Source organism: Microbispora catharanthi, assembly GCF_006334915.2.
GTDB classification, from domain to species: domain Bacteria; phylum Actinomycetota; class Actinomycetes; order Streptosporangiales; family Streptosporangiaceae; genus Microbispora; species Microbispora catharanthi.
The window spans coordinates 208,504-228,112 of sequence record NZ_VDMA02000011.1 but is presented as its reverse complement, the minus strand read 5'-3'; the positions used below and the strand labels follow the sequence as shown (position 1 = coordinate 228,112).

At 71.0% G+C, this 19,609-nt stretch carries 20 protein-coding genes; 10 read left to right on the top strand and 10 right to left on the bottom strand.

Translation table 11 applies throughout. The features are described from left to right. Window positions 1–25: 25 nt before the first annotated feature. On the bottom strand, window positions 26–994 hold the full coding sequence (locus FH610_RS21930; protein WP_205825956.1) for a GlxA family transcriptional regulator: 969 nt from the start codon (window positions 992–994) through the stop codon (window positions 26–28). Between the two features lie 308 nt (window positions 995–1,302). Here FH610_RS21930 and FH610_RS21925 point away from each other — a divergent pair, with 308 nt between their 5' ends. The 3 genes from FH610_RS21925 to FH610_RS21915 are packed head-to-tail and all read left to right on the top strand — an operon-like array spanning window position 1,303 to window position 2,629. After that, a complete protein-coding gene (locus tag FH610_RS21925) occupies window positions 1,303–1,818 on the top strand; it encodes a DJ-1/PfpI family protein (RefSeq protein ID WP_240809115.1) in 516 nt (171 codons plus the stop codon). 8 nt (window positions 1,819–1,826) lie between these two features. Further along, window positions 1,827–2,345 carry a hypothetical protein gene (locus tag FH610_RS21920; protein WP_139576387.1) on the top strand — a complete coding sequence of 173 codons (519 nt, stop codon included), beginning with the start codon at window positions 1,827–1,829 and terminating at the stop codon, window positions 2,343–2,345. 2 nt (window positions 2,346–2,347) lie between these two features. Further along, window positions 2,348–2,629 (top strand): DUF3817 domain-containing protein, encoded by a 282-nt coding sequence (locus FH610_RS21915; protein ID WP_139576386.1) that lies wholly within the window; start codon window positions 2,348–2,350, stop codon window positions 2,627–2,629. Between the two features lie 14 nt (window positions 2,630–2,643). Here the strand turns inward: FH610_RS21915 and FH610_RS21910 are convergent, their stop codons facing one another. Next, window positions 2,644–3,012: a VOC family protein gene (locus FH610_RS21910; RefSeq protein WP_139576385.1), complete on the bottom strand. Its 369-nt coding sequence runs from the start codon at window positions 3,010–3,012 to the stop codon at window positions 2,644–2,646. Window positions 3,013–3,149: 137 nt separating this feature from the next. Between FH610_RS21910 and FH610_RS21905 the strand changes: the two genes are divergently transcribed. The 3 genes from FH610_RS21905 (at window position 3,150) to FH610_RS21895 (ending at window position 5,179) form a co-directional block, all read left to right on the top strand. After that, window positions 3,150–3,650, top strand: a complete 501-nt coding sequence (locus tag FH610_RS21905) for a beta-class carbonic anhydrase (protein ID WP_139576384.1) — start codon at window positions 3,150–3,152, stop codon at window positions 3,648–3,650. A 179-nt stretch (window positions 3,651–3,829) separates the two neighbouring features. Then, complete coding sequence (locus FH610_RS21900; protein ID WP_139576383.1) at window positions 3,830–4,840, top strand: SPFH domain-containing protein; 1,011 nt, start codon at window positions 3,830–3,832, stop codon at window positions 4,838–4,840. A gap of 15 nt (window positions 4,841–4,855) precedes the next feature. Next, a complete protein-coding gene (locus FH610_RS21895) occupies window positions 4,856–5,179 on the top strand; it encodes a hypothetical protein (RefSeq protein ID WP_139576382.1) in 324 nt (107 codons plus the stop codon). On the opposite strand, the gene FH610_RS21890 is transcribed toward FH610_RS21895, so the two are convergent. Both FH610_RS21890 and FH610_RS21885 read right to left on the bottom strand, forming a co-directional pair. Further along, the gene (locus tag FH610_RS21890) at window positions 5,151–5,696 is read right to left on the bottom strand and encodes a GNAT family N-acetyltransferase (RefSeq protein ID WP_139576381.1); all 546 of its coding nucleotides are present in this window, start codon (window positions 5,694–5,696) and stop codon (window positions 5,151–5,153) included. The two genes, FH610_RS21895 and FH610_RS21890, sit on opposite strands and share 29 nt — an antisense overlap. 147 nt (window positions 5,697–5,843) lie before the next feature. Then, entirely contained in the window at window positions 5,844–7,916 is a 2,073-nt protein-coding gene (locus FH610_RS21885) for a DNA gyrase/topoisomerase IV subunit B (RefSeq protein ID WP_139576380.1), read from the bottom strand. A 246-nt stretch (window positions 7,917–8,162) separates the two neighbouring features. On the opposite strand from FH610_RS21885, the gene FH610_RS21880 reads away from it, so the two are divergent. After that, entirely contained in the window at window positions 8,163–8,393 is a 231-nt protein-coding gene (locus FH610_RS21880) for a DUF7455 domain-containing protein (RefSeq protein ID WP_139576379.1), read from the top strand. Between the two features lie 144 nt (window positions 8,394–8,537). Here FH610_RS21880 and FH610_RS21875 read toward each other — a convergent pair whose 3' ends face one another. Next, entirely contained in the window at window positions 8,538–9,269 is a 732-nt protein-coding gene (locus FH610_RS21875) for a GNAT family N-acetyltransferase (protein ID WP_139576378.1), read from the bottom strand. Window positions 9,270–9,365: 96 nt separating this feature from the next. Between FH610_RS21875 and FH610_RS21870 the strand changes: the two genes are divergently transcribed. Further along, on the top strand, window positions 9,366–9,776 hold the full coding sequence (locus tag FH610_RS21870; protein ID WP_205825955.1) for an ABC transporter permease subunit: 411 nt from the start codon (window positions 9,366–9,368) through the stop codon (window positions 9,774–9,776). On the opposite strand, the gene FH610_RS21865 is transcribed toward FH610_RS21870, so the two are convergent. Beyond that, a complete protein-coding gene (locus FH610_RS21865) occupies window positions 9,773–10,381 on the bottom strand; it encodes a GntR family transcriptional regulator (RefSeq protein ID WP_240809114.1) in 609 nt (202 codons plus the stop codon). The genes FH610_RS21870 and FH610_RS21865 overlap by 4 nt on opposite strands. Window positions 10,382–10,445: 64 nt before the next feature. Here FH610_RS21865 and aceE point away from each other — a divergent pair, with 64 nt between their 5' ends. Continuing rightward, window positions 10,446–12,902: a pyruvate dehydrogenase (acetyl-transferring), homodimeric type gene (gene aceE, locus FH610_RS21860; protein WP_139576376.1), complete on the top strand. Its 2,457-nt coding sequence runs from the start codon at window positions 10,446–10,448 to the stop codon at window positions 12,900–12,902. 82 nt (window positions 12,903–12,984) lie between these two features. Continuing rightward, on the top strand, window positions 12,985–13,734 hold the full coding sequence (locus tag FH610_RS21855; RefSeq protein ID WP_139576375.1) for a YaaA family protein: 750 nt from the start codon (window positions 12,985–12,987) through the stop codon (window positions 13,732–13,734). A gap of 1 nt (window position 13,735) precedes the next feature. On the opposite strand, the gene FH610_RS21850 is transcribed toward FH610_RS21855, so the two are convergent. The 4 genes from FH610_RS21850 to FH610_RS21835 form a co-directional block, all read right to left on the bottom strand. Then, window positions 13,736–14,656 (bottom strand): hypothetical protein, encoded by a 921-nt coding sequence (locus FH610_RS21850; protein WP_139576374.1) that lies wholly within the window; start codon window positions 14,654–14,656, stop codon window positions 13,736–13,738. Between the two features lie 160 nt (window positions 14,657–14,816). Beyond that, window positions 14,817–16,493, bottom strand: a complete 1,677-nt coding sequence (locus FH610_RS21845) for an RNA polymerase sigma factor (protein ID WP_240809113.1) — start codon at window positions 16,491–16,493, stop codon at window positions 14,817–14,819. Between the two features lie 218 nt (window positions 16,494–16,711). Next, a complete protein-coding gene (locus FH610_RS21840) occupies window positions 16,712–18,793 on the bottom strand; it encodes a SpoIIE family protein phosphatase (RefSeq protein WP_139576372.1) in 2,082 nt (693 codons plus the stop codon). A 177-nt stretch (window positions 18,794–18,970) separates the two neighbouring features. Continuing rightward, entirely contained in the window at window positions 18,971–19,537 is a 567-nt protein-coding gene (locus FH610_RS21835) for an HhH-GPD-type base excision DNA repair protein (RefSeq protein WP_139576371.1), read from the bottom strand. Window positions 19,538–19,609: the final 72 nt, after the last annotated feature.

The window sequence follows — 19,609 nt, the reverse complement described above, 5'->3', positions numbered from 1 at the left end:
CCGCCCCTGCGCCTGCCCGTGGCGTTCAGGTGGCGGCGGGGCCCCCGTGGAATGAGGAGTGGAACGAGGAGCGGTACGCCTGCGGTGTCGTCCCCACGACCCGTTTGAACCGCTCCCGGAACGCGGTCGGCGACCCGAAACCGGCCTGTGCGGCGATGCGCTCGATGCCGTGGTCGGTGTTCTCCAGCAGATACTGCGCCCGCCGGACCCGGGCGCGCAGCAGCCACTGCAGCGGCGTGGTGCCGGTCTGCTGACGGAAGCGCCTGCTGAACGTCCGCTCGCTCATCCCGCTGAGGGCCGCCATCTCCCGCAGGGTGAGGTCGCGGCCGAGGTTGTCCTCGATCCACGCCAGCACCGGCTCCAGCAGCGAACCGCTGGGCACCGGCGGGTGCTCGTGGACGATGAACTGCGCCTGACCGCCCTCCCGCTCCAGCGGCATCACCGACAGGCGGGCGGCGTCGGCCGCGACGGCCGAGCCGTGGTCGCGCCGGATCATGTGCAGGCACAGGTCGAGGCCGGCGGCCGCGCCCGCCGAGGTGAGCACCTGCCCGTTGTCGACGTAGAGCACGTCCGGCCGCACGTCCACCAGCGGGAACCGCCGGGCCAGCGCGGGCGCCGCCGCCCAGTGCGTGGTCGCCCGCAGACCGTCCAGCAGCCCGGCCGCCGCGAGCGTGAACGCGCCCACGCAGATCGAAGCGAGGCGGGTGCCCCGCGCGGCCGCGTCGCGCAGCGCCTCCAGCGCCTCGGGCGGGGGCGGCCCCGCCCGCTCCGAGCAGCCGGGCACGATGATCGTGTCGGCCTCCGCCAGCGCGTCCACGCCGTAGGGCACGCGCAGGGCGAACGCCTCGGTCTCCACTTCGGGGGCGGGCCCGCACACCCGCACCCGGTAGGGGCGCCGGCCGTCGGGCAGGCGGGTGCGCCCGAACACCTCGATGGGGGTCGCCAGGTCGAACGGCACGACATGGTCCAGCGCCAGGATCGCCACTGTGTGCACGATCGCCACGATAGACGGAATCCCGCCAGCGACGAATTCAGGGCAGATCCACGAATCCTCAGGTGACAGCTGCTGGCGGGAATCCGTTGGTCTTTGTCGTTCTCGCCTCTGGGATCAGCCTCGGCCGCACTCCTACGGTTGGTGACCGCACCGCCGACGACAAAGAGAGATGCCGATGCTGGCCCAGTTCGTGCTGTTCGACGGGTTCGATCCCCTGGACGTTCTCGCGCCGTACGAGGTCCTGACGGCGGCCGCGATGTCCACGCGGACCCCGCTCACAGCCACGTTCGTCGCGGCGGAGGGACCCCGTGAGGTGGCCGGCGGCGTTCCGGGTGTGTCGCTGCGGGCCACCGGGCGGCTGGACCCGGCCCGCGCCGACCTGGTCGTCCTTCCCGGAGCGGCCGGGGACGGTCACCGCGCGGCTCGGCCGCGCTCTCGCGACCGGCCTGCCCGGGCTCATGGGCGAGGCGCTCGGGCGGGAGGGCGTCACCGTCGCCACCGTCTGCGGAGGTTCGCTGATCCTGGCGATGGCGGGGCTGATCCCGGGTCGTCACGTGACCGGTCACCACATGGGCCTGGACACGCTGAGCGCCTTCGGGGCGGTCGCGGTGGACGCACGAGTCGTCGACGACGGCGACCTGGTGAGCGGCGCCGGGGTCACCTCGGGCCTCGACCTCGGTCTCTACCTGGTGGAGCGTGACTTCGGGCCGCACGTCGCACGCGACGTGGAGCGGCTGTTCGCCCATGAACGGCGCGGCGTCGTCTGGCGCGAGCGCCGCCCGTCCACGCCGCCCGTCCACGCCGGCCGCCCGCTGATCGGGTAGCGTGCACGATGACCAAGTTCTTCCTGGCCGTTCACGTCCTCGCCGCGATCCTCGCGGTCGGCCCTGTCGCCGTGGCGGCGAGCATGTTCCCGTCTGCCGCACGTCGCTTGCCGGATCGGGGCGCGGCGGGTCGGGCCTCAGCGGATCGGGGCGCGGCGGGTCGGGACACCGGGGTCGGCGGCGTGGCCACGCTCCGCGTGCTGCATCGCATCTGCCGCGTCTACGCCGTCGCGGGCCTGGCCGTACCGGTTTTCGGGTTCGCCACGGCGAGCGGCCTCGGCGTGCTGCGCGACGCGTGGGTGATCGCGTCCATCCTGCTCACCGCCGCGGCGGCCGCGATCCTCGCACTGGCGGTCCTGCCTCGCCAGGACGCCGTCGTCGCCCGGCTCACCGCCGGGGACTCCACGCCTGCCGACGCCGGCGAAGGAGTGGCGCGGCTCGCCATGCCGACCGGCGTCTTCAACCTGCTGTGGGCGGCCGTCACGGTGCTGATGATCGTCCGCCCCGGCTCGACCACGGGAGTCTGACCATGTCACGTCCGCATTCCGCCCTGCGCGTCGCCGCCGCCGTCGAGCTGGGGTCCCTGGCCGTCCTCCTGGTCAACCTGGCCACGGTGCACCTGCCGCCCGTCTCCTCGTTCGTCGGCCCCCTGCACGGCTGCGCATACCTGGTCGTCGTCGTGGCCGCCGCCCGCGACGCCGGGTGCGACCCGACCGGCAAGGCGCTGGCCTGGCTGCCGGGAATCGGCGGCCTTCTCGTCCTGCGGCGCCTCGCACGTACGCCGCGGGACAAGGCCGCCGCCGGCGCTTGAGCCGAGGCGCCGGCTTACTCGGTGACCAGGCAGAACGGGTGCCCGGCCGGATCGAGGAAGACCGTCCAGCCGCTTCCCTCACCGGGCTGGTGCTCGTGCCTGACGGCTCCTAGGGCGAGCACCTGGTTCTCCGCCTCGGCCATGTCGTCCACCGTCAGGTCGAGGTGGAACTGCTGCGGGTGCTCAGCGGAGGGCCAGGCCGGGGGCACGTGTTCGGGGACCCGCTGGAAGGCGAGACGGGTCTGGTCGTCGCCGGCGAGCGTGACCCAGTCCTCCTCCTCATCGGCGACCTTCCAGCCGAGCAGCCCGGCGTAGAAGTCCGCCAGGGCCTTCGGTTCCGGACAGTCGAGCACGACCGAGTGCATGCGCGCGACACCGCTCATGGTGACCTCTCTCCCTCAGGTTTCAACACCATCTAAGACCTTATACCGGTGTCGCAGGCGATGGCCACCCGCCAGGAGTGCGCAAAAGCCCGCCCCCCGCGATGACCGGTCGGAGGGCATCGGGCAACATCTGTGACATGACCGGAGCTTTCGACGATCTGCTGGACGCCAACGAGAAGTACGCGAGCACGTTCACCCACTCCGGCCTCAGTGGCCGCGCGGCGCGTGGGCTCGCGGTGGTGACGTGCATGGACTCCCGCATCGACCCGCTCGGGCTGCTCGGCCTGACCGCGGGCGACGCGAAGATCCTGCGCAACGCGGGCGCACGGGTGACCGACGACGTCCTGCGGACCCTCGTCCTCGCCGTCTACCTGCTCGGCGTCGACCGCGTGCTGGTGATGCCGCACACCGACTGCCGGATGTCCAAGTCGACCGACGAGGACGTGCACAACCTCATCGCCGCCGACTACGGCGTCGACACCCGCAGCCTCGAGTTCCAGACCGTCCCCGACCAGCGCGCCGCGCTGCGGCACGACATCACCCGCATCAAGTCCAGCCCCTACCTGCCCGACGACCTCGTCGTGGGCGGCGCGCTGTACGACGTGCACACGGGACGGCTCCAGCCCGTCGAACTCTGACCCCACCCCCGTACGGCAGGCCGCCCGGTCTGCCGTACGGGGCCGGCGGGGCGCCTTCTCCGGACCACGGGCCATCCCGGAACCGGGGCACCCGGCTGCTACGTTGTCGTGCCGACGACACGTGAGCTTTTCCCCCCGGTACCGCAACCGGTCCCGAGGCGCCCCCCCAAGGAGCCCGTATGCCCAGCCGCACTCCCTCCGCCTCCGGCGGCACCTCGCGCCGGTCCTTCCGCGGCATCGCCATCCTGGTGATCCTCGCGCTCATCGTCGTCGGGGCGCCGACCCTGCTCGGCGCGTTCAGCGGGTTCGAGCGCACCAGCGGCGGCGAGGTGGCGGTCGTCCGCGACGGCGGCCCGCTCGACGACAACAAGGTCCGCCAGGTCATCGACCCGGGCTCCGGGGTGACCTGGATCGGCTGGTGGTCCCAGATGCACCGCTACCCCGCCCAGCAGCGGTTCTACACGATCACCTCCGACGCCGGACACGGCGAGAGGTCCGGTGTCGACGTCGTCAACGTGCCGAGCGGCGACGGCGTCAACATGGGCATCGAGGGCACGCTCTACTTCGGCCTCAACCTCGACCACCAGACGCTGAAGTCGTTCGACGACAAGTTCGGCACGCGCAAGTTCCGCAGCACCAACGGTGGGACCTTCTACCCCTGGGAGGGCGACGAGGGCTGGTCCGCCTTCCTCGACCAGATCATCCGGCCGGTGATCGACAACGACCTGCGCACCCAGATCAACAACTTCCGCTGCGCGCAACTGGTCTCCTCCTGCGCGCTCGTGCAGAACAACAGCGCCGGCCAGCAGGGCGGGGGCTCGCCGCAGCAGGGCAACAACGCGAACATCGCCAAGATCCAGGAAGCGGTGAACACGAGCCTGGCCGAGGACCTCAAGTCGACCCTGGGCGCCGACTATCTCACCGGCATCCACTTCAACCTCTCGCGGGTGACCCTGCCCAACGAGGTCCAGGAGGCGGTCAACCAGGCGCAGGCCGCGTTCGCGAAGGTCACCGAGGCGCAGGCGAAGGTCGCCCAGGCGCGCGCGGAGGCGGACGCCAACAAGGCCCGGCAGGACGGCTACAACAAGTGCCCCACGTGCGCGGAGATCGAGAAGCTGAAGGCCCTGCCCCAGGGCATCACGGTGTACGCGCCGGGCAATACTGGAGGCGTCGCTCTGCCCACCAAGTAGGGAGCCGGAACCCCGATGCGCCTGCTCGCCCTTCCGGTGACGCTCATCGTCATCGCCGTGCTCGTGTATCTGCTCGTGACGCTCGCACGCGGCGGGAAGCCCGCGCCCCGGCGAGAGGCGGCCGGCTCACCCCGCTGGGAGACCGACACCGTCATGGAGAACGGGTGGACCCTGATCGTCGTACGCAAGGTAGCTCCCGGCCCCAACGGGCCGGTGGAGCTGACCAGGCAGACGGTCAGGGCCATCCGCGACGACGACCCGGACTGGGACGAACGCTACCGGGAGGGCATGCTGGAGGCCCGCAACCGGGTCAGCACCCTGGAGATCGAGTCCGGCTGACCCCGGCCAGATTCGAGGGCAGTTCGAATTCGATTTCGTGGCGAATCGGGATGCCGTCGAGGCCGATCTCGGGAATCGACGGCTTGAGCTCACGCGACCGAGCGACGGCGTCGCGGTGCACGGCGACGAGGTCGAAGCCGTACCGCTGATAGAAGCGCAGCGCCCGCAGGTTGTCGTTCGTCGTCACCAGCCATAGCCGAACGGTGCCTGCGGCGCGGGCCGCTCCGGCCACGGCGTCGACGAGGGCGGTGCCCGCTCCGGCGCCTTCGCGTACGGAGTCGAGCGTGACGAGTTCACACTCCCGGCCGGCGATCCTGTAGGTGGCGACGCCGGCGCGTTCCCCGTCGAGCAGCGCGACGAATCCGGGCAGCGCCGTCGTGTCGTGGGCGACGCCTCGGCTGACCGATACGACTCCTCCCCACCTCTCGGTGAACAACTCCCGCACCCAGGTGACGTCCTCGGCGGTGAGCTGCCGCACGGTCACACGGCTCTTCTGGTCGTGGCCAAGAGATGTCATGGGCCCATGGTCACAGATGACGTTCGGGCACCGTCAGGTCACGGACGGTCATAAGGGGCGCCCTTCCTGGGGAGGAGGTGCGGACGCGTGCCCCGGCTCCTCCCAGGCTGGGCTCGCGACGGTGAGCCGGTGCCCGGCGGGCACCGGTCAGGCGTCGATGTGGTCGCGGTCCACCTCGGCGGCGCTGCCGATGATGAACTCGCGGCGCGGGCCCACGTCGCTGCCCATGAGGAGGTTGAAGATGTGCTCGGCATCCTCCACGTCCTCGATCCGCACGCGGCGCAGGACGCGGTGGCGGGGGTCCATGGTCGTCTCGGCGAGCTGGTCGGCGTCCATCTCACCGAGGCCCTTGTAACGCTGCACGGGGTCCTTCCAGCGCTTGCCGCGCCGCTCCAGGTCGCGCAGGACCTTGTGCAGCTCGGCGTCGCTGTAGGTGTAGATGTACTTGTCCTGGCCACGCCCGGGGTTGGTGACCTCGATGCGGTGCAGCGGCGGCACCGCGGCGAACACCCGCCCGGCCTCGACCATCGGCTTCATGTAGCGGTGGAAGAGCGTGAGCAGCAGGCAGCGGATGTGCGCGCCGTCCACGTCCGCGTCGGCCATCAAGATGATCTTGCCGTAGCGGGCCGACTCGATGTCGAACGAGCGGCCCGACCCGGCGCCGACCACCTGGATGATCGCGGCGCACTCGGTGTTCTTGAGCATGTCGGCGACCGACGCCTTCTGCACGTTCAGGATCTTGCCCCGGATCGGCAGCAGAGCCTGGAACTCCGAGTCGCGGGCGAGCTTGGCCGTGCCCAGCGCGGAGTCGCCCTCGACGATGAACAGCTCGCTGCGGTCGACGTCGTCGCTGCGGCAGTCGACCAGCTTGGCGGGCAGCGCCGAGTTCTCCAGGGCGGACTTGCGCCGCTGGTTGTCACGGTGCTCGCGGGCGGCGATGCGGGCCTTGGCCGCGGCGACGACCTTCTCCAGCACCGCGCGCAGCTGCTGCTTCTGCCCTCGCTTGGGGGTGGCGAACAGCGCCTTCAGCTCGCGGGCGACCACGTGGGCGACGATGCGGCTGGCCGCGGAGGTGCCGAGCACCTCCTTGGTCTGTCCCTCGAACTGCGGCTCGGGCACCCGCACGGTGACGACCGCGGTCAGCCCTTCGAGGATGTCCTCCTTGGTCACCGGCTCGTCGCCGTTCTTCAGCAGCCGGGTCTCCCTGAGCTGCTCGTTGACCGTGCGGACCAGCGCCCGCTCGAACCCCGCGACGTGGGTGCCGCCCTTCGGCGTGGCGATCACGTTCACGAACGAGCGTACGGTCGTCTCGTAGCCCTTCCCCCAGCGGATCGCGACGTCGACGGTGAGCTCCCGCTCGACCTCGGTCGGCGTCATGTGCCCCTGCTCGTCGAGCACGGGGACCGTCTCGTGGAAGTGGCCCTCGCCCTGCAGCCGCAGCACCTCGCACACGGCCTCGTCCCGGGACAGGAACTCGGTGAACTCGCTGATGCCGCCGTCGAAGCGGAACGTCTCCTCGACCGGCTCCTCGCCGCGGACGTCGCGCACCACGAGCGTGAGCCCCGGCACCAGGAAGGCCGTCTGGCGCAGCCGCACGTGGATCTCGTCGAGCGAGACCTCCGCCTCGGGCAGGAAGATCTGCCGGTCGGCCCAGAAGCGCACGCGGGTGCCGGCGGTGTTGCGCGGGGCGGGGCCGCCGTCGCGCAGGCCGGACTTCTTGCGGAACTTGGCGGTCGGGCCGTCGCCGTCGAACACGCCGGGCACGCCCCGGCGGAAGCTGATCTGGTGGACCTTGCCGTCGCGGTCGACCTCCACGTCGACGCGGGAGGACAGCGCGTTGACCACCGAGGCGCCGACGCCGTGCAGGCCGCCGGAGGCGCCGTAGGAGCCGCCGCCGAACTTGCCGCCCGCGTGGAGCTTCGTGTAGACGAGCTCGACGCCGGCCAGGCCGCTCTTGGGCTCGATGTCGACGGGAATGCCACGCCCGTTGTCACGCACCTCGATCGAGCCGTCCGTGTGCAGCTCGACCTCGATCCGCGTGCAGTAGCCTCCGAGCGCCTCGTCGACCGCGTTGTCCACGATCTCCCACAGGCAGTGCATGAGGCCGCGCGTGTCCGTGGAGCCGATGTACATCCCCGGGCGCTTGCGGACGGCCTCCAGGCCTTCCAGCACAGAGAGATGACGGGCGGTGTACCCCGTCTCCGCGCGAACCGCAGTCACACCCAACTCCTACTTATCAATCGAACACGCGTACGCAGCTTAACGCCACTCAATGTTTGTACGCGCACAAGCTTGCCAGGCGCAGCACAATGACCGGCACTTTCGCTGTGATCCCCGTCACTTTCCCGATCATTCTGCTCTGGGCGTAGTCGGAGCATGATTGGGAAGGCCCGTATCCGGTTAGATGTTGTCCCAAGTGACTGACGCCAACGTCCCCACAGCGTGGGGCGACCCGAAAGGCGATACGTGACTGGAGCTCTCGCCCCCATCAAGCCGCTGACGGCCCTGGACCGGTGCGACCGGTGCGGTGCTCAGGCCTACATCCGCGCGACCCTGCCCGTGGGTGGGGAGTTGCTGTTCTGCGCCCACCACGGGCGTCAGCACGTGACTGTGCTGCGCGACAAAGGTGCTGAGATCCAGGACGAGTCGGCCCGACTCAGTGAATCCCCCGCGACCGCCCCTGAGGGCGAGCGCTGACCCCATAGACGGCGTGCCGGAGCGTCAGACGATAATGTCGGCTCCGCGCGCCGTCGCCATATAAGCCATCGACCCGGGCCGCCCGCCCGGCGCGGCCGCCGTTCCCCGCTTCCCCCGGGGTCCGCGGCGGACGGCGCCGGCGGGTCAGGACCGCACCCGGTAGTGGTAGCGGCCGGCGACGGTGAATCCCTCGCGCTCGTAGAGCGCGCGGGCGCCGGTGTTGGCCTCCGTCACCACCAGGTACGCGCCGTCGGCGCCACACCGCCGCCCCCAGGCGAGCAGGGTGCGCAGCACGGCAGCGCCCAGCCCGCGCCGCCTGGCGTGCGGCTCGACCGCCATGCAGTAGACGCCGAGCCATCGCCCCTGCGGCACGCCCCTTCCCACCGCGCCCTCCTCGAGGAGGACGTACCCGGCGGGCACCCCGCCGAGGATGCGCTCACCCCACGTCCGCGCCGGAACCTCCCCGGTGTCGCGGTGGCGCCCGCCGTCCACGCTCCACCAGGTGCGCAGCCACCGTTCTGACGGCTTGTCCTCCACCGCCGCGTCGGCGGCAGGCTCATCGCCGGTGAGCGGCCTGGTCATCACCAAGGTGGGATCCACGAGCCGGTAACCCCGGCGGCCGAGTTCGTCGTCGAGCCCGGGCGACGCGCCCATGCCGACCGAGAACACGCAGGGCTGCCCGATGCCCGCGTAGAAGCGCTCGGCCCGGTCGACCGCCTCCGGCAGGTTCGCCCGCTCTCCCAGCGGCAGCACCGAGTTGGCCCGTTTCGTCACGCCGCCCGCGTGCCGGTAGACCCAGCCGTCGTCCTCCGCCCGTCCCGGCGCCGGCCATGCCGCATCCACCAGCAGGTCGAACTGTGCGATTTCCTCAGTCACCCGCCGCAGCCTAGTTGACCTGCGCTGCTCGCTTTAGATGTGCGTCCGGGGCGGTGGAGGGCTTTCGATTCCTCGGGCCCCCTCGAAGGAGCGGCGGTGTCCCCTTCGCGCAGGAACCGTACCGGCGTCGTCGTGCTGGCCGGAGCTCTGGCAGCGGTGTTGCAACTGTCCGCGTGCGGCGGCGTGGACGGCGCGTCCTACCTCGACCTGTTCTGGCGGATCGCGCTGCCCCTCGGCCGCCCGGCCCTGATCATCGCGTTCATCTTCGAGCTCAAGGCGAGCTGGTTCGACCTGATGAAGCCGCTGATCTACCTGCAGGACCCCGCGCTGTTCACGCTGCCGCGCGGGCTCAAGGCCGTGGTCGACCAGTTCTCCCAGGGCGGCGACCCCAAGTGGGAGATCGTCCTGGCCGCGAGCGTGATCACCACGCTGCCGCTCGTCGTCGTCTTCTTCGCCGGCCAGCGCTACTTCGTCCAGGGCATCGCCACGACGGGCCGGAAGGGCTAGGCCGGGGCGTAGCCGAGCACGTGCTCGCGGAGCAGGACGCCCACCTCGGGGTCGTCCCGCTCGAACGCCTCCACGAGGGGTTCGTGGTCGGCGGCGTTCTCGTGCGGACGCATCCGGAACAGGCGGATCGACAGGTGGGTCCACACCTCGATGCCGAGCGACTCCCACACCGACAGCAGCACCTCGTTGCCCGAGGCTTTCACGATCTCCCGGTGGAAGGCGACGCCGTGCCGCACCTGATCGTGCAGGGCGCCGGCCGCCGCCGCCTCGTGCAGACGGCCGAGGTGCGTACGCAACGCATCCACGGAGGGCCTGCCCAGCCGGACGGCCGTCTCCTCCAGCCCCGCCCGCACCTGGTACACCTCGCGCAGATCGCTCCGGGTGAGCCTGCGGACCCGCGCGCCCTTGTTGGGCGCGGACTCGATGAGCCTGAGCGCCTCCAGCTCGCGCAGCGCCTCACGCACCGGGGCCTGGCTGACGCCCAGCTCGGCCGCCATCCGCCGCTCGACGAGACGGTCGCCGGGCTTCCATCGGCCGTCGGACAGGCCGTCGAGCACGGTTTGCCGGATCTGGTCGCGAAGCGGCGACCGCACGACGGGTTCCACGAGACCGATGATAGGGCCGGACGGCACACATCCGATGATCGATCATAGGGTGTTTAATGAATCCATGGACGAAGACCTGGACCCGCAGGAGACCGCCGAATGGCTCGAATCCCTCGAGGCGGTCCGCCGTGCAGCCGGCCCCGAACGGGCCGACTACCTGCTGAAGCGGCTGGCCACCACCACCCGCTACATCAACACCGTCCCGGCCTCCGAGGAGCCCGTCTACCCGGGTGACCTGGAGGTGGAGGAACGCATCGCCGCGTACGACCGGTGGAACGCCGCAGCGATGATCACGAGGGGAAGCCGGCTGGGCCTCGGCGGCCACCTGGCGACCTACGCCTCGGCCGCCTGGCTGTACGAGGTGGGCTTCAATCACTTCTTCCATGCCGGCCACGACCAGGTCTACTTCCAGGGCCACGCATCCCCGGGCATCTACGCCCGGGCCTTCCTTGAGGGCAGGCTGAGCGAAGCCCAGCTCGACCTGTTCAGGCGCGAGCCCGAGGGCGGGCTGCCGTCATACCCGCATCCGCGGTCCATGCCGGGCTTCTGGCAGTTCCCCACCGTCTCCATGGGCCTCGGCCCGCTCAACGCGATCTACCAGGCCAGGTTCAACCGCTACCTGCACAATCGCGGCATCAAGGACACCTCGCACAGCCACGTATGGGCCTTCCTCGGCGACGGCGAGATGGACGAGCCGGAGTCCACGGCCGCCCTCACCCTCGCCGCGCGCGAGGGGCTCGACAACCTCACCTTCGTGATCAACTGCAACCTGCAGCGGCTCGACGGGCCGGTGCGGGGCAACACCCGTATCGTCCAGGAGCTCGAAAGCGTCTTCAGGGGCGCGGGCTGGCACGTCGTCAAGGCGCTGTGGGGCAGGGAGTGGGACGGGCTGCTCGGCTCGGACGAACTGGTGGCCCGGCTGGGCGAGGTGCCGGACGGGCAGTTCCAGACGTTCGCCGCCTCGACGGGCGCCTATATCAGGGAGCGGCTGTTCCAGGGACTGGACGTGCCCTGCTCAGACGACGACCTGCGGCGCATCGTCGGCGGGTCCCGGGCGGGCCACGAGCCGCGGAAGGTGTACGCGGCCTACCGCAGGGCCCTGGACAACCGTGGCGCCCCCACCGTGATCCTCGTGCAGACGGTGAAGGGCTGGACCCTCGGTGCGGGGATCGAGGCGCGCAACGCCAACCACCAGATGAAGAAGCTCACCCAGGACGAGTTCCGCTCGCTGCGCGACCGGCTCGGCCTGCCGGTGCCGGACGAGGCGCTCGACGGCGACCTGCCGCCATACCTGCATCCCGGGCCGGACTCGCCGGAGGCGCGCTACGCCGCCGAGCGGCGCCGCGACCTGGGCGGGCCCGTCCCCCGCCGTACGGTCTCCCACGCCCCGCTGCCGGCCTCGGGCGAGGCGCCGTTCCGGGCCCTGGAGAAGGGCTCGAAGCAGCCCGTGGCCACGACGATGGCCTTCGTCCGCCTGGTCAAGGACCTGATGAAGGAGCCGGAGACGGGACGCCGCTGGGTGCCGATCGTGCCCGACGAGGCCAGGACGTTCGGCATGGAGTCGCTGTTCCCCACCGCCAAGATCTACTCGCCGCTGGGCCAGCGCTACGAGTCCGTCGACAGGGACCTGCTGTTGTCGTACAAGGAGGCGGCCGACGGGCAGATCCTGCTGGAAGGCATCACCGAGGCCGGGTCGATGGCGTCGTTCACGGCCGCGGCCTCCAGCTACGCCACCCACGGCGAAGCCATGATCCCCTTCTACATCTTCTACTCGATGTTCGGCTGGCAGCGCACCGGCGACCAGATGTGGGCACTGGCCGACCAGCTCGGCCGCGGGTTCCTCGTCGGCGCCACCGCCGGCCGGACCACGATGACCGGAGAGGGCCTGCAGCACGCGGACGGTCACTCGCAGCTCCTCGCCTCGGCCAACCCGGCGTGCCTGGCCTACGATCCCGCCTTCGCCTACGAGGTGGGAACGATCGTGCGTGAGGGGCTCCGGCGCATGTACGGCCCCGACGGCGAGGACGTGTTCTACTACCTGACCGTCTACAACGAGCCGCTGCCCCAGCCCCCGATGCCCGAAGGCGTCGAGGAGGGCATCCTCCGGGGGATCTACCGGTACGCCGCCGGAGGCGGCCAGGCCCACCTGCTGGCCAGCGGCACCGCGATCCACTGGGCGCTGGAGGCGCAGCGACTGCTCCGGGAGGAGTACGGCCTGGGCGTCGACGTGTGGTCGGTCACCTCCTGGAGCGAGCTGCGCCGCGACGCCATGACCACCACGGGCGTGCCGTACGTCCGGCAGGCCCTGGCCGGGACCGCGGGACCGGTGATCGCGGTCAGCGACTGGATGCGCGCGGTGCCGGACCAGATCAGCCCGTGGATCGACCGGCCGTGGACCTCGCTCGGCACCGACGGGTTCGGGCTGTCGGGCACCCGCGATGCGGTCCGCAGGCACTTCGGCGTCGATCCCCGCTCGATCGCGGAGGCCGTGCTCAAGGCGGTGGAGACCGGCCGGGACTGAGCGACACGCCGCGTCGGCGACCATCGCGCAGCGCCCCGATCGGGGGAAACTCTCCGGTCGGGGCGCAGTAGGCTGCGGAACCGTGCTCATCCTGCTTCCGCCCTCGGAGGGGAAGGCCGAGCGGGGCACCTCCGCCGTCCGCCGGCTCAGCTTCCCCGAACTCGCCTCCCCGCGCGAGAAGGTCCTCGACGCCCTCGTCTCGCTCTGCCACACGCCCGAGGCGCGCGACGTTCTCGGCCTGTCGGAGGGGCAGACCGGCGAGATCGAGCGCAACCTGGCGCTCCCCACGGCGCGCACGCTGCCCGTCGCCGCCCTCTACACGGGCGTGCTGTACGACAACCTGGGCCTCGCCACCCTCTCCCCCGAGGCCCGGCGGCGGGCCGACCGGAGGATCGTCGTGTTCTCGGCGCTGTGGGGCCTGCTGCGCCCGTCCGACCGCGTGCCGCCCTACCGGCTGTCCATGGGCGTACGGCTGCCGCCGATGGGCGGCCTGGCCGCGTTCTGGCGGCCGTCGATCAGCGCGGTGCTCGACGCGACGAAGGGGCTCGTGGTGGACATGCGGTCCGCGACGTACGCCGCCGCCTGGCAGCCCGGCGAACGCGGCGTGGCCGTACGGGTGCTGCGGGAGGCCGCAGGGAAGCGGACCGTCGTCAGCCACATGGCGAAGGCCACCCGGGGCGTGGTGGCCCGCGCGCTCGTCGAGACCCCCGACCGGCCCCGCACGGCCGCAGATCTGGCCGACCTGCTGACCGGCCTGGGACATCGGGTGGAACTGGCGGCGCCGTCCGGGCGGGGAAAGCCGCGGACCCTCGACGTGATCGTGAACGAGTGAGTCAGAGATTCAGCCGGGCGCAGGCCCGGCGGTACTGCTGCGCCGGATCGCCGAGATGCGACCAGGGCAGCCGGCTGAAGCGGCCCCCCGTCCTGGCGAGGTGCCCGCGCGCCGGACGCCGGAGGTCGGACAGGTAGAAGGCGGCGCCGAAGACGTTGTGCGCCTCGACCGAGCGCGGGTGCGCCCCGCCGATGCGCCGCTCCGCCCAGTGGCCGGCGGCCGAGACGATCTCGCGCTGCGCGTCGAAGGAGAACCAGCCGCCCCGGGACATGGGGGTGCGCCCTGCGGCGACGATCTCGAAGTGGGCCAGCGGCACGAGCGCCGGGAGCGGGCTGCCCTCCGGGGCGTGCGCGGCGGCCGAGCGGGCGAAGCCGAGCATCTCCTGGGCGGTGCCGCCCCAGCCGGGCGACAGGGTGATCAGGCGGGCCAGCGCCCCCGAATACAGCGTCGGCCACCGGCGGGAGCATTCGTACCAGACCGCGTCCTTGTCGGCGCGCGGCCGGTCCAGCCCGATGGCCAGCCACATCAGGCACTCCCACGGCACCGGGTCGACCGGCGCGAGCCCCGCCGCCGCCAGAAGCGGCTGCCTGGCCTGTTCCATCGCCGACCGGTAGGCGTGCAGCCGGTCCGCCTGCACCGCCCTGGCCCGCACGTCGGGCCTCAGCTCCCAGGCCTCCTCCAGGCGGGCCCGGCCGAGCCACAGCCACAGGTCGGGATTGCCCTGGTCGTGAGCGAGTAGCGCCTCGATCGACCGGCTCGCCCCGATGACGGCCCGCGACAGCGCCTCCGCCCGCAGCGACCGCGTCTCCGGGTCGCCCCTGCTGTCCGCGAGGACGGCCGCCGCCGGTCTGAGGTCACCTCGGGAGGCGGCCTCGACCGCCTCGTCGAGCATGGTGTCCGCCCACGGGCGGTCCGGGATCACTCGTGGCCCCCGAGCACGTGCCCGATCCACTTCGATCACTCCCATGAGGCGCGAGCCTAGGAGCGTCAACGTGCCCGTGGCGCTACCACGAGGTTACGGGGGCGTAAACGTCATCGTCCCCCGGCCGTGGTGCGTGGCCGAGGGACGATCGACTCGTGCGTCAGTCCAGGTAGTCGCGCAGCACCTGCGAACGGGAGGGGTGGCGCAGCTTCGACATGGTCTTGGACTCGATCTGGCGGATCCGCTCGCGGGTCACGCCGTAGACCTTCCCGATCTCGTCGAGGGTCTTCGGCTGCCCGTCGGTGAGGCCGAACCGCATCGACACCACGCCCGCCTCCCGCTCCGACAGCGTGTCGAGAACGGAGTGCAGCTGCTCCTGCAGCAGCGTGAAGCTGACGGCGTCGGCCGGGACGATGGCCTCGGAGTCCTCGATGAGGTCACCGAACTCGCTGTCGCCCTCCTCGCCCAGCGGGGTGTGCAGAGAGATCGGCTCGCGGCCGTACTTCTGCACCTCGATGACCTTCTCGGGGGTCATGTCGAGCTCGCGGGCCAGCTCCTCCGGCGTGGGCTCGCGGCCGAGGTCCTGCAGCATCTGCCGCTGGACGCGGGCCAGCTTGTTGATCACCTCGACCATGTGGACCGGGATGCGGATGGTCCGCGCCTGGTCGGCCATGGCCCGGGTGATCGCCTGCCGGATCCACCAGGTGGCGTACGTGGAGAACTTGTAGCCCTTGGTGTAGTCGAACTTCTCGACCGCACGGATCAGGCCCAGGTTGCCCTCCTGGATCAGGTCCAGGAACAGCATGCCGCGGCCGGTGTACCTCTTGGCCAGCGAGACCACGAGGCGGAGGTTGGCCTCCAGCAGGTGGTTCTTGGCGCGGTGGCCGTCCTCGGCGATCCACTCCAGCTCGGCGCGGACGTCGACGGGCAGGCCGTCGGCCTCCTGGGCGAGCTGCTCCTCGGCGAACAGGCCTGCCTCGATCCGCTTGGCGAGCTCGACCTCCTGCTCGGCGTTGAGGAGCGGCACCTTGCCGATCTGCTTGAGGTAGTCCTTCACCGGGTCGGCGGTGGCGCCGGCCGCCGCGACCTGGGCGACGGGCGCGTCGTCATCGTCGTCGGTGAGGATCAGCACCTCGTCCTCGGACTGGACGAGCGCCTCGGCCTTGGGCTCTTCGCCGTCGGCTTCTCCCTCGGTCTCGGTTTCGGTTTCTTCGGTCTCCACCTCGGCGTCGATCTCGACGTCCTCGACCTCGATGTCGAAGTCCTCGATGTCGACGTCACCTTCGAGGTCGATGTCCTCGTCGTCCTCGGCGATGTCGGCGGACTTCGGCTTGGAGTCGGCCTTGGCCGCCTTGACCTCGGGACCCGTGGTGGGGGCCTCCGGCTTGGCGGGTGCGGCCTTCTTCGGCGGAGCGGGCTTGGCCGGAGCCTTGGCGGCGGGCGGCGCGGGCTTGGCCGGAGCGGGCTTCTTCGGCACCGGCTTGGCGGCCGGCGCGGAGTCGGTCACCACGGCGGTCACGGTCTCCGGCTGCGACTCCTTGGCCGCTGCGGATTTGGTGGTCTTCTTGACGGGCGCGGTGGTGCGGCGCTTGGCTTGACCTCGAGAACGCTTGGGAGCCGCGGAGTCGGCGGCCGTCACCACGACGGTCACACCCTCCTTGCTGAGGCTGCGCAGGAATCCAGCGGCTTGCGACATCGGGATGTCCGCTTCCTCGAAGGCCTTGCGGACATCCTCGGACTCGAGGAAACCCTGCGAGCGCCCACGCTCGAGGAGCTGCTGAATCACTGGCTCGTTCAGCTCCGACGGCTTCGAGCGAGTCGAACTTGCAGGCGACACGAACACCTCTCGAACGAACGCATGGCGAGAATGGACCCAGGTGCTTCTTCTTTTCCGGTGGTGAGGTCGCGCGGACCGCGACATGCCATTGTGGCACGCCACGGTACGTGATACGGCCGCGTCCCGCCGGTTGCCCCTCCACCCTAGGCCGACCGAGACACTAGTGCGTACGGAAGGAGGTCACTGATACCCGAAAGCAACCGTTATGACTGTTTCATTCAGTCACTCTTCGTGGCCGGTGGAACGTGGACCGCGAGTACCGTTACGTCATCGTCCTGTTCATACCCGGACAGCATGTGGTCCACCAGGAAATCGAGCAGCATATTCGGGCTGTTCAGGACCTCCGGGGGCGCTTCGGCCACGACGGACGAAAGCTCCCTGAGCCCGGCGTCCAGCCCGCGCTTGCGGTTCTCCACCAGACCGTCCGAGTACAGAACGGCGGTGTGACCCGGCGGCACGCAGAACCGGAACTGCTTGCGGCTCGTGGCCCAGCCGAGCGGTGTGCCCGGCTCGGTCTCGTGCAGCAGCCCGACGCCCTGCGGCGAGACCAGCAGCGGCGGCGGGTGACCGGCCAGGGCCAGCGTGCCCTCCCCGGTCCCGGGCTCGACGACCATGTACGCCAGGGTGGTGACCTGCTCCTCCTCCTCGGTCGCCTCGAAGACGCGGTCGAGCCCCGTCAGCACCGCGGCCGGGGGCGGGTTGGTCAGCGCGAGCGCGCGCATGGCGTTGCGGATCCGGCCCATGCCTGCGGCGGCCTTGACGCCCTTGCCCATGACGTCGCCCACCACGGCCGCCACCCGGCCGTCCTGCAGGACGAACGCGTCGTACCAGTCGCCGCCCACCTGCACGTGACGTGAGCCGGAGCGGAAGCGGTAGGCGAGGGTCAGGCCCCGCACCACCGGCAGGCGTTCGGGCAGCAGGCTGCGCTGCAGCGTCTCGGCCGTCTTGTGCTCGCGCTCGAACAGCGTGGCCCGCTCGACCGCGAGGGCGCACTGTCCGGCCAGCGCCTCCAGGAAGACGCCGTCCTCCTGCGAGATCTTCTGGGTCCGCGTGAACGAGAACCGCAGCGCGCCGAGCGCCCGCCCGGCCGCCAGCAGCGGCAGGCCCACCCAGGCCCGCTCGTCCGTCTGCGCGAGGAAGCCGGAGATCTGCGCCTCGTCGGCGCCGGCGTCCACGAGCTGGGCGCGCAGGCTGTCGGGTGACTCGGCGAAGAGCGGGCGGCGGCTGTTGACCGCCATCGTCATCACGTTGGGTTGCGCGAGGTCGATCTCCTCGCCCCGGGTGTCCGGGGTGCCGCCGCTGCTGATCAGCTTCAGCGTCGCCCGGTCGAGGTCGAGCAGGGCCACGGACGAGTGGTCGGCGGCGAGGGCCGTGCGGCCGACGTCGATGATGACCTGCACCACCTGCTCGACGGTGAGCGCCTCGGCGAGCTGGGCGGTCGCGCCCTGGAGGCGGGCGGTGCGCAGCGCGGCGGCGCCGAGCTGGTCGGTGAGGCGGCCGCGCATCTCCTCGGCCTCCCGCTGCGGCGTGACGTCGGTGTTCGCCCCGACCCACTCCACCACGCGGCCGTGCCTGATGATCGGCACGGCCCGGACCTCGAAGTGCCGGTAGCCGCTGGCCCGGGTGCGCACCCGGTAGCTCCACTCGAACATCGTCCGGCCGCGCAGCGCCTCGCGCCACGCCTCCTCGGTGCCGGGACGGTCGTCGGGGTGCACCGCGTCCAGCCAGCCGTGCGCGAGGTACTCCTCCAGGCCCTGGCCGGTGATGGCCCGCCACTGGGGTGCGTCCTCGGCCACCGAGCCGCTGGGCGAGCTGATCCACACGAGCTGCTGCTGCGACTCCACCAGCGAGCGGTAGCGTTCCTCGCTACGCTCCAGCACCTCCTCGTTCAGCTGCCGCTCGGTCACGTCCACCCCGAACAGCGCGGTCCCGACGACGCCGTCGTCGTCGCGCATCGGGAAGAACGACACCGTCCAGTGGCGGCTGTCGCCGTTCTCGGCGCGGGTCCTGATCCGCTGGTCGGTGACCGGCAGCGCCTCGTCGGCGATCCGGCGCAGCGCCGCCTCGATCAGGGTGGTCAGGTCGGCCGGCAGCAGCTCGGCCGGGTGGCGGTCAAGATGCAGCTCGACAGGATGGCCGGTCAGCTCGGTAAAGGTGGAGTTGACCCGGACGAAACGCCCATCCGGGTTGAAAAACGCGAAGGCAAACGGCGCCTCCGACATCAGGCCTCTGAAGAGGTCGGAGTCTGATATGTCCAAACCGGGCTCCCGGGGCCGGGGCACGGAGGTTTCGGCGCTCATGGTCGGCACCTCCGTCGCGTGCCAGCGTCTCCCACGAGGCACATCTCCATAACTGTGATTGGTAGCGCAGATCTGCCCTACATCATGGGCGATCGGCATGCGCGGACGGAAGCCCCGCCCGCCATGCGGTCAACGCATCCTGTCAAAAGACCGGCGTCTCGCGCAGGAGGATCCGGCCTACTTCTTGGCCGCCCGCTTCGCTTCCTGCTTGGTCGCGCGAACCAGTTGCAGGCTCTCGGCGTCCACGACGTCGGCCACCGACCGGTGCACCCCCTCCTCGCCGTACGGCCCGGCCGCCTCACGCCAGCCGTCCGGGCGCACACCGCACTGCTTGCCCAGCAGGGCCAGGAAGATCTGGGCCTTCTGCCGGCCGAATCCGGGGAGGGCCAGCAGCCGGCGCAGCAGCTCGGCGCCGTCGCGGACATCCTTCCACACCTTCTCGGCCGAGCCATCGTAATGCTCGACGAGATAGGTCGCGAGCGCCTGGACGCGGGCCGCCATCGCCTTGGGATAGCGGTGGACGGCGGGCGCCGCCGCGAGCAGGGCCGCGAACTGGTCAGGATCATAGGAGGCGATCTCACGCGCGTCCAGGTCGCGGCCGAGCCGGTCGGCGATCGTACGGGGCCCCGCGAAGGCCCGCTCGAGCGGCACCTGCTGGTCGAGCAGCATGCCGATGAGCAGTGCGAGGGGGCTGCGGCCGAGCAGCTCGTCGGCCTCGGAATCCTGGGCGAGCCGGATGCGCATGGGGTCAGCTTCCCACGCGGCGGCCCGCGAAGGGTTGACACCGCCGGGGAAAGAGGTGAAATAAGGGGCGGC

What these genes read in the sequence shown, in the direction of transcription:
- FH610_RS21910 (WP_139576385.1), bottom strand. Translation starts at nt 3,012, where the DNA reads ATGAGCGGTGTCGCGCGCATGCACTCGGTCGTGCTCGACTGTCCGGAA.
- FH610_RS21840 (WP_139576372.1), bottom strand. Translation starts at nt 18,793, where the DNA reads ATGAGCGCCGAAACCTCCGTGCCCCGGCCCCGGGAGCCCGGTTTGGAC.
- FH610_RS21915 (WP_139576386.1), top strand. Translation starts at nt 2,348, where the DNA reads ATGTCACGTCCGCATTCCGCCCTGCGCGTCGCCGCCGCCGTCGAGCTG.
- FH610_RS21890 (WP_139576381.1), bottom strand. Translation starts at nt 5,696, where the DNA reads ATGACATCTCTTGGCCACGACCAGAAGAGCCGTGTGACCGTGCGGCAG.
- FH610_RS21905 (WP_139576384.1), top strand. Translation starts at nt 3,150, where the DNA reads ATGACCGGAGCTTTCGACGATCTGCTGGACGCCAACGAGAAGTACGCG.
- FH610_RS21920 (WP_139576387.1), top strand. Translation starts at nt 1,827, where the DNA reads ATGACCAAGTTCTTCCTGGCCGTTCACGTCCTCGCCGCGATCCTCGCG.
- FH610_RS21900 (WP_139576383.1), top strand. Translation starts at nt 3,830, where the DNA reads ATGCCCAGCCGCACTCCCTCCGCCTCCGGCGGCACCTCGCGCCGGTCC.
- FH610_RS21835 (WP_139576371.1), bottom strand. Translation starts at nt 19,537, where the DNA reads ATGCGCATCCGGCTCGCCCAGGATTCCGAGGCCGACGAGCTGCTCGGC.
- FH610_RS21895 (WP_139576382.1), top strand. Translation starts at nt 4,856, where the DNA reads ATGCGCCTGCTCGCCCTTCCGGTGACGCTCATCGTCATCGCCGTGCTC.
- aceE (WP_139576376.1), top strand. Translation starts at nt 10,446, where the DNA reads ATGGACGAAGACCTGGACCCGCAGGAGACCGCCGAATGGCTCGAATCC.